We start from the raw sequence: 7,661 nt of genomic DNA on the forward strand, positions 1-7,661 counted from the left end.
GATGCCCCTCACCGCCCCCACTACCGGACAAGGTCTGGATCAACCCGCCACCCGAAGCACTCCAGAACGACAACGAGACACAAACCGCTCAAGTGGCCTGACGTCTCATCAGGTTTGACAGGTTCCGCCAAGTGCGACGTTGACGGGTGGGATCTTGGCGAGAAGGCCTTGTGCCGTGTCGAGCATGTCTTGCCGCTGAGCACCCGTGATCTCTTCGGTGGATCCGGCGACGAGGGTGGTGATGTGCAGCCACCCAGCGGGGGTCATGTGCAGGCCGTGGATGTCGGCGAGTCGGTCTTGGGCGTCGTGGGCGAGGTCCCGCGCTTCGGCATGGTCACCCATGAGGATGTGCCAGTAGAGCGCGCCTTGCCCCGGTCCAGGCTCCGCGCGGTTTCGCCACCGGTCGGCCATATGCGCGGGCAACGGACTCATGGGCTCTCCATATCTCCATCATCGGTCAGGCGTCAGCCTTGAAGTCGCGGATTTGCCGCCTGAGCTGGACGGCGAGCGCGCAGCCTTGCAAACTCGACCCGTTAAGGCGACGGTCCAGGTCTGCCAGGCAGCACGTGACGGCCGTAAGACGCAGTGCCGGGTCCAGCGTCAGGAGCTTGGTGAGTTCTTCAGCGGCGCCCTCCAGATCGCCGGTTCGCATGGCCACCGACGAGAACAGGATCATTGGGGCTTCGGTCCCTGGCATCCACGTGAGCTGCGGCACTCGGGCACTTCGCTGATGCGGGCTCAAGTGACGCCGCTGCACGTCGTCTCCGACGATCCTCGGGCACAAACCTGTCGCGACCATCAAGGACGTCTATGGGGATCTGCTCGTCGACGACAAGCGGGCGGCGGCTGAGGCCATGAGCGGCGCCCTCTTCGGGGTCCGATCCATCCTCGCGGCCCTCATGCCGCGTACAAAAGCCCCCTTCCAAGATCGGAAGAGGGCTTTGACCTGGGCGCACCCGAAGGGATTCGAACCCCTAACCTTCTGATCCGTAGTCAGATGCTCTATCCGTTGAGCTACGGGTGCCTGCCGGAACACTGTACCGGCTCCACGGACCCGACCGCGAATCGGTTCGGGAGGGCCGGTGGGGCAGGTGTGGCCTGAGTCACGGAACTTTTCGTGGTGAAGGTACGCCAAAGGGGTGATCGAGAGGGGTTCGACCTGCAAGGTTGGACTCCGTTCGAAGCCCAAACCCCCTGAAGGAGAATCTCCATGCGTATGTCTGCCACCAAGCTCGTCGGCGCCTTGGCCGTCGGCGGCCTGATGCTCGGTTCGACGGGCTGTGGGGCGGTCAGCGGGATCGTCGGCGGTGAGAAGAAGACCGCCTGCAAGAACATCGAGAGTGAGCTTCGGAGCTTCTCCACCAGCAGCCTGTCCATGACCTCCGGCGGCGCCGAGCAGACCGCCCAGAAGTTCTCCGACACCGCGTCCAAGATCCGTTCGGAGGGCCAGAACGCCGGAGGCGACGTCGAGACCTCCGCGACCGCATTCGCGGGCGACCTCGACGAGACGGCGGACCTGCTGCGCCAGATGAGCTCCGGCAGCACGAGCCCGCGCCAGCCCAACACCGCCAGCATGCGGCAGCACGGCAACGACCTCGCCGAAGCCTGCGGGTTCACCGCCTTCCGGATCGGCGGCTGACCCCCTGGATGTCCGCTCCTGCGGCCCCAGGAGCGGACATCCAGCTGATTGTCTTCGCGTAGCGGCGGCGTCTCGGTCTATGCTGCTGGGACCCACAGGCCAGACTTTGCCGGTAGGCGAGCCGAACCGGTAACCTGTCTGGGCCTGACGGCTACTGGAGGATTCGCCTAGTCCGGTCTATGGCGCCGCACTGCTAATGCGGTTTGGGTTCACGCCCATCCGGGGTTCAAATCCCCGATCCTCCGCCTCTGACCAGCGGTTTCCTTGATCCGATTCAGATCGAGGGGCCGCTGGTTTCGCGTTGAAGGCCGACGCGGCGGGGGGCCGCGGCTGCGGCCGCCTCAGCGGCCTCCTTGAACACCTGGGGGATCACCGAGGCATAAACGTCGGCGGTGAAGGACGACCGTGCATGGCCGAGGGTCTCACTGACCACCTTCATCTCTACCCCGGCGGTCAGCGACAGCGTGGCTGCCTCGTGGCGTAGGTCGTGGAACCGGATGGGAGGGAGCGGGCCACCGGTGAGTGCGGCTCGCACCTTCGCCTCGCCGACCCGATGCCGCCTGGGGATCTGAGGAATCTCCCATTCCTTGTCGTGGTGCCGCCTTCTGATGGTGGCGTACTGGGCCACCTGCAACGAAGTGGGTCACGGGGTCCAGCCGATGATCTCGACCTGTCCGGTCAGACCGCGATCGGCGAGGAGCCCGGCTGCTCCGGCCGGCGCCCGTCCGCTCCCGCAGCACACGTCCAGCCACCGCACGGGCGTTGCCGCGCCGACGCGGGCGGTCGACTCGGCCACGACGTCGATGTCGAGTTCCGACCGTAACCGTTGGAGCCGTAGAGGGGCCGCTCGCGATTCGTCGTGCAGTTCGCCGCCACCGACGATCTCGCCAGCGCGTCCTCATCGAGCAACCGCGTCACTCCGGCATTGTGCCCCATCAACGTAGAAAGCGCGCCACGTCCACCGGCCGTGGTCGGCCACCACTCGGTCGGCGGCATGTGCGGGCGAGTTCGGTGGCATGTCTCGTCCCAGGCTGGGCGGAGTTAACGAGGCTGACCCCGGTGCCGCCCGCGGGTGTACTGCCACCGGTGCACCAGTTTATGATCTTGGTGTGGCAGGTTTGCCATAGAGCGAGAGACGCGGTCGTCGCGCTCGATGTCGTAGGTGCGGTTGAGGAAGAGATCCTCTCGTACAGGTTCGTGGGCGATATTGACGGTCCACTCATTGAACGTCCAGCCGATGGAATACCCGGACATCCGGAAGTTGGCCCGGTACTTGAAGGACTGCCCGTCAGTGAGGGTGCCGAGACGGATCGTCCGTCGAAGGACGGGGTAAGACGCCCATACGGGCTGCCGCTCGGTCCTGATCGCTTCTCCTTCCTGCCGCAGGCAGAGCCAGTCGACGCCTGACAGCGCGTCGTAGGCGCGGACGCTTTCGTCTGGCTCATACCCCTGGTACTCAGCCATCCGGACCTCGTGCACCAGTACGTGCCCGTCGGCCAGCTGTGGAAGCGGAAATTGCCGGGGCAGACGGCCGCGGACCGTTGCCTCCGTCGAACCTCTGCCCGAAGACGTCCACCAGATCTGGATGCGTTGGATCACCAGCACACCCTCAGAATGACAGGCGCCGAGCATGCCCCAGCGACGCTTTACCGACCGCGCAGTCGAGAGCCCACGCCTCGAGGTCTCCCGACGCGGGAGATCAACCCGCAATGAATTCTCAGTGCGGCCTGTGCGGACGACGACTCAGGGTGTCCGTTGTCCATCTGGTCCAGAGGTCGTCCGAGCTAGGCGTGCATGACGAGGTGCTCCCCGCACCCTCGCGTTATCGGAACGCTGAGAACCGGCGTCCCGGAAATCTTCGCCAGAATTTCGGAAGGCGGTGTCGGATCGGGGGGTCCGCGTTCGTAGTAGAAGTGAGGCGCCGCGCCCAGGGCGCTCGAGAAGGGGTCGCGATCCTGGGACAGGTGCCCGCAGTGCGTCCAGCCGACCGGAGCACGTGACACACCAGGACCGGAACCCCATCCTTCACTGGAGAGGACAGCAATGATGATCGATTCGACGGCAACCGGCGGAACCAGGCCCTTCAGGTTCGGGGTCGTCGCTCCGCTCGGAGTAGACCTGCCGACGTGGCGAGACCGGGTGCGCCGTATCGCCGACAGCGGATATTCCACGCTGCTGATGCCCGACGTCCCGCGCTGGCAGCCGGCGCCTGCCCCCGCGCTGGCCGTCGCGGCCACCCTCACCGACCTGCGGGTCGGCAGTTGGGTGTACGCCTCCCCGCTGCGCCCGGCTTGGAGCACCGCGTGGGAGGCGCACTCGCTGTCGGTGCTCACCGAGGGTCGTTTCGAGCTGGGCATCGGCACCGGCCGGCCCGGCATCGAAGACGAACTTCGCGAGTTGGGACTGCCCGTCGTACCACCGCGCGAGCGGCTGGCCCAGGTCCGCCAGACCGTGACGGCGCTGCGGGATCTCGACGGTCCGGACTTGCACACGCCGGTGGTGATGGCGGTGCGCGGGCCGAAAGCCCAGGCATTGGCGGCCGACCTCGCGGACACGGTCGCCTTCGCGCTGATGCCGGGAGACGATCGGGCCGAAATCACCCGGGTGGTACGCGACTTCCGCTCCCGCGCCATCCGAGACGTCGAACTCGCGCAGCACGTGGCGGTGGTCGGCGACAGCGTCGCGCCGTTCATGGCGTCCCCCGACACCGACCCTGCTGCGCTTCGCGCGGCGGACTCGCTGGCGGTGCTTCCCGATGACCCCGTGGCAGCCGCCGAGGAGATCCGGCGGCGACGGGAGGAGACCGGCTTCTCCTACTTCGTCTTCGGCGCCGACTTCGCCGAGACGCTCGCCCCGGTCGTAGCCGAGTTGGCCGGACATTAGGCCCGCCGGACAGCGAACGGGTGGTTGGACGGGCAGCACATCGGCGCTCTTCTCGGCAGAGGCGTTCCGGTTGGAGACCCGCGACCGGTACAACGAGCCCGGCGGGCGTCCTTCGTTCGAAGGGTTCATGGCCGGTGGCCGGGAGCTGGACGCCTCGGTCAGTTCCGGTCCCTGGTAGGACATGACCCGGCGGGCGTTGGACGAGGGACGCCCGTTCTGTCGTGTCCGGGTGGTGAGCGTCCCGTTGGGTGATTACTCGCGGTATGCGCTGTGGTCGGCGCAGGGGAATCTGGCCGCCGGTGAGGAGATCCGCTATCTGGACCGGGAGCGTGCCGCTGGGCTCGGCCTTCCGGTGCGGCCGCCGGAGGACGCGTGGCTGCTGGACGATGAGCGCGTGGCCGTGCTGCAGTTCGACGCCGACGACGTGTTCACGGGGCGCAAACCTGCCCGAACACGTGTGGCAGTGCGCCTACGACGCCGACCGGCAGCCTCGCCCCGGGCGTGGGTGGCCGAGCTGACCGGGATGCTGACCTGTCTTCGTGGCCGAAGGGCATGCGGGTCATCGTCCGCCGCGAACGCCCCCACCCAGGCGCGCAGCTGCGGTTCACCGACATCCACGGGCACCGCTTCACCTGCTTCGTGACCGGAAGCCGGCCCGGCGGCAAGCACGGGCAACTCGCCGGGCCGGAACCGGGCCGGAACTACGTCACCGCCGCCGGGCCCGCTGCGAGGATCGCATCCGCTGCGCCAGGACACCGGCCTGCGCAACCTGCCCCTGCACAACGCAGCGGCCAACCAGATCCGGCTCGAACTCGTCGCGCTGGCCACCGACCTGACCGCCTGGGCCCAGATGCTCGCCCTCGCTGATCATCCGCCGAGCGACCCAACCGACCTCAAGAAAAATCGAGGTTAGCGTTCAATCCTGCAGAGATAGTCCCGCTGTCCGGGCTCAGAGCGATCATCTCGACACCACCATGCAGAACACCGGATTCTCCGCACAGTCGAGGCGCGTACTACCCGGCCCCCTCTTGGGACGGCCCTCAAGACGTCCCGACTTGCGGGACCACCCGTGCCCGACACGGTGGGTCACAAGGCCCGTGCTTCAGCACGGGAGCCCGTCCCAAAGGAAACCAGTGCCCGTCGCCCAGCGCGAGCACTCACACCAAAGGAGAAATCATGAAGTGCGTCACCGCCATCAACGTCCTGAGCAACGGCTTTCGCCGGCTGTGGCGCCGAACCAAGCGCGGTCTCGCGGTCATCGTTTCCGGCTGCGTCGCCGGCGCCCTGGTCGGCGGCGTCCTTTTCGGAGTCGTGCCCTACCTCGTCCTCGCCGCCCACGGGTTCACTCCCGGCTTCGAGGTCGTCATTCCCGCCTTCGTCGAGAACATGGTGGGCTGGGGCATCCTCAGCGCTGTCGGCGGCACGCTTGTCCTTGTATTGGACGATAACGACCTGCTGTCGGCGCTCGCCGTCGGGCTTGGGCTCATCGGCCTCCCCGGTGGCTTTGCCGGCCTTATCGCCGACGGCCTTCTCGTCGGTGCCCCGGGCACTCTCATCTGTGAACTGGGTTTTACGTCAGTCATCGTCGCCAGCGCCATTATCGCCGGCGGCCTGGTCTACGCCCTGGTCTACGACGACTAGTGCTCCATCGGGGCGGCGGTCGTGAACACCACCACCGGCTGATCAACTCTCACCCGGCGGGACGAATCGCAAGGACCCGGTACCACCGGGTCCTTGTTCTTGTGCGCCCAGCATGGGCGCCATGGCCAGGCCCGCCTTCATGCCGGAGACGTGCTCCAGGGCGAGCTGGGCGAAGCCGTCCTCGGGGCGGGCCGCGGCGTGCGGGGCGATGGTGGCGGTGATGATCCGGCTGATCCGGTTGAACTCGCTGCTCAGCACCGCGATCTCGTGGGTGATCCAGTCGGCTGGGTTCACCGGAAACTGGTAGCCGTCTTTGCGGGTGTAGGTCAGCGGGGTCAGGTGCTCCAGCGCGGCGACGTCCTTGATGTGGTTCAGGCCCTTGCGGACGTGGTGGGCCGACAGGCCGGTGGCCACCATCAACTGCTTGAGCGCCAACCCGGCGGGTCGGGCCTCCATCAGCGCGACGGACCTGTTCACCGCAGACACCGGCGGCCAGAGAACCTTCCCGGCCAGACGCATCGTCTGGCATGGCCGGATCCTGACTCGCCGCGCAGCAGTTCGGCCAGGCCCTCTTCCAGGGTCAGGTCGCCGGTCTCGACCGCGGTCTCGATCCGGTCGGTGGTGGCCCGCACCCGCGCGAGCTGGGCGTGCACGGTGTCGCGTTCGGTCTCGGTGAAGGTGCGCCCGCGCAGCGTGGGCATCGTGCGGCCGATCGCCGCGACGAACGCCGAGCACGGCGCGATCAGGTCCAGGAACTCCCGGCTCTGCTGCAGCCGCTCCAGCGCGGGCCGGGCCGGCTCGCTGTGCCGCTGGACAGCCTGGCGGGACCGGACGACCTGGGGGCCCGGTTGACCATATGCCGGGCGGCCCCGTCGCCCATCGCCTTGAACGCCACGTCAGGGCGGCGCAAAAGGTCGGTGTCCGCCGCCGCGGCGACCTGCTCATCGGCGGCCAGGTCGTGGATCGCCGTCGCCTTCTCCGCGCTCGTCCTGGGGTGGTTGACCTTCTGCCCGACGACGCGTTTGGCGGCGTCCTCGGTCCACTCGTGCCGCAACCAGCCCGGAAGCGACTGCCCGCAACCCGGGCACCGCTGCTGCACGCCCTCGGCCACACCGCCAGCGTGACCGCCCCCCAGCAGGGTCGACAACGCCCCTCCAAGAGCGATCCCCGTACCGCCAACAAGATCACCGGGTCAGGAACGGCACTAAGGCCGCGCTGTACGTCCAGGAGTTCGAATCCCTGGCGTCGTCGGCGGTGTACGGCTCCGCGGCCCGCGAGTTGATCAGCAACGCAATCCGGACCGTGCAAGCAAGCTGAAGCAAGTTCCTGGCCATCCACGCCCGGCTAGGACGACGCTGAGGACGCAGCAAGACTAATGGGCGCGTAAGCCGCAGCGAGGCCCGGACTCTGGGAGCACGCCTTCCCCGCTCCTGCACTGCAGTGCCTGATGAAGACCGGTGGATCCTGGTGTCCAGGCCCCGCTGTTGACCTTGGCGGG

11 protein-coding genes, 2 tRNA genes and 2 pseudogenes are annotated in these 7,661 nt (G+C 67.5%); 6 read left to right on the plus strand and 9 right to left on the minus strand.

The features are described from left to right. Positions 1 to 108 precede the first annotated feature (108 nt). The 3 genes from E1281_RS34555 to E1281_RS34565 form a co-directional block, all read right to left on the minus strand. The gene (locus E1281_RS34555) at positions 109 to 432 is read right to left on the minus strand and encodes a hypothetical protein (protein WP_131883920.1); all 324 of its coding nucleotides are present in this window, start codon (positions 430 to 432) and stop codon (positions 109 to 111) included. A 25-nt stretch (positions 433 to 457) separates the two neighbouring features. Continuing rightward, a complete protein-coding gene (locus E1281_RS34560; protein ID WP_131883921.1) occupies positions 458 to 676 on the minus strand; it encodes a hypothetical protein in 219 nt (72 codons plus the stop codon). 275 nt (positions 677 to 951) lie between these two features. After that, positions 952 to 1,024 (minus strand) — tRNA-Arg (locus E1281_RS34565). A 186-nt stretch (positions 1,025 to 1,210) separates the two neighbouring features. Between E1281_RS34565 and E1281_RS34570 the strand changes: the two genes are divergently transcribed. Further along, positions 1,211 to 1,639, plus strand: coding sequence for a hypothetical protein (locus E1281_RS34570; protein ID WP_131883922.1), 429 nt, complete (start codon positions 1,211 to 1,213; stop codon positions 1,637 to 1,639). A gap of 156 nt (positions 1,640 to 1,795) precedes the next feature. Further along, a tRNA-Ser gene (locus E1281_RS34575) sits at positions 1,796 to 1,884 on the plus strand. 29 nt (positions 1,885 to 1,913) lie between these two features. Here the strand turns inward: E1281_RS34575 and E1281_RS34580 are convergent. The 3 genes from E1281_RS34580 to E1281_RS34585 form a co-directional block, all read right to left on the minus strand. Continuing rightward, complete coding sequence (locus E1281_RS34580; protein ID WP_243717709.1) at positions 1,914 to 2,267, minus strand: tyrosine-type recombinase/integrase; 354 nt, start codon at positions 2,265 to 2,267, stop codon at positions 1,914 to 1,916. A gap of 15 nt (positions 2,268 to 2,282) precedes the next feature. Continuing rightward, positions 2,283 to 2,435, minus strand: a complete 153-nt coding sequence (locus E1281_RS40780; protein ID WP_165959229.1) for a hypothetical protein — start codon at positions 2,433 to 2,435, stop codon at positions 2,283 to 2,285. 245 nt (positions 2,436 to 2,680) lie between these two features. Continuing rightward, entirely contained in the window at positions 2,681 to 3,238 is a 558-nt protein-coding gene (locus tag E1281_RS34585; RefSeq protein ID WP_131883924.1) for a hypothetical protein, read from the minus strand. A gap of 519 nt (positions 3,239 to 3,757) precedes the next feature. Here E1281_RS34585 and E1281_RS34590 point away from each other — a divergent pair. From E1281_RS34590 to E1281_RS34600, 4 genes and pseudogenes are all read left to right on the plus strand, one after another. Continuing rightward, complete coding sequence (locus tag E1281_RS34590) at positions 3,758 to 4,522, plus strand: LLM class flavin-dependent oxidoreductase (RefSeq protein ID WP_347813329.1); 765 nt, start codon at positions 3,758 to 3,760, stop codon at positions 4,520 to 4,522. Positions 4,523 to 4,592: 70 nt separating this feature from the next. Next, positions 4,593 to 4,931 (plus strand): annotated as a pseudogene (locus tag E1281_RS42890) (DUF6879 family protein); the annotation flags it as partial. Positions 4,932 to 4,965: 34 nt separating this feature from the next. Then, a pseudogene (locus E1281_RS34595) lies at positions 4,966 to 5,387 on the plus strand (transposase); the annotation flags it as partial. 311 nt (positions 5,388 to 5,698) lie between these two features. Continuing rightward, on the plus strand, positions 5,699 to 6,163 hold the full coding sequence (locus E1281_RS34600; RefSeq protein ID WP_131883925.1) for a hypothetical protein: 465 nt from the start codon (positions 5,699 to 5,701) through the stop codon (positions 6,161 to 6,163). A 42-nt stretch (positions 6,164 to 6,205) separates the two neighbouring features. Here the strand turns inward: E1281_RS34600 and E1281_RS34605 are convergent, their stop codons facing one another. The 3 genes from E1281_RS34605 to E1281_RS42735 are packed head-to-tail and all read right to left on the minus strand — an operon-like array spanning position 6,206 to position 7,274. Beyond that, complete coding sequence (locus tag E1281_RS34605) at positions 6,206 to 6,640, minus strand: hypothetical protein (RefSeq protein ID WP_207943668.1); 435 nt, start codon at positions 6,638 to 6,640, stop codon at positions 6,206 to 6,208. Beyond that, positions 6,637 to 6,945 (minus strand): DUF6192 family protein, encoded by a 309-nt coding sequence (locus E1281_RS42730; RefSeq protein WP_279433678.1) that lies wholly within the window; start codon positions 6,943 to 6,945, stop codon positions 6,637 to 6,639. The genes E1281_RS34605 and E1281_RS42730 overlap by 4 nt, the downstream gene beginning before the upstream one ends. Further along, a complete protein-coding gene (locus E1281_RS42735; protein WP_131883927.1) occupies positions 6,906 to 7,274 on the minus strand; it encodes a DUF6192 family protein in 369 nt (122 codons plus the stop codon). Before E1281_RS42735 ends, E1281_RS42730 begins: the two co-directional genes overlap by 40 nt. Positions 7,275 to 7,661 lie beyond the last annotated feature (387 nt).

The sequence above is a fragment of the Actinomadura sp. KC345 genome (assembly GCF_004348515.1).
GTDB lineage: Bacteria > Actinomycetota > Actinomycetes > Streptosporangiales > Streptosporangiaceae > Spirillospora.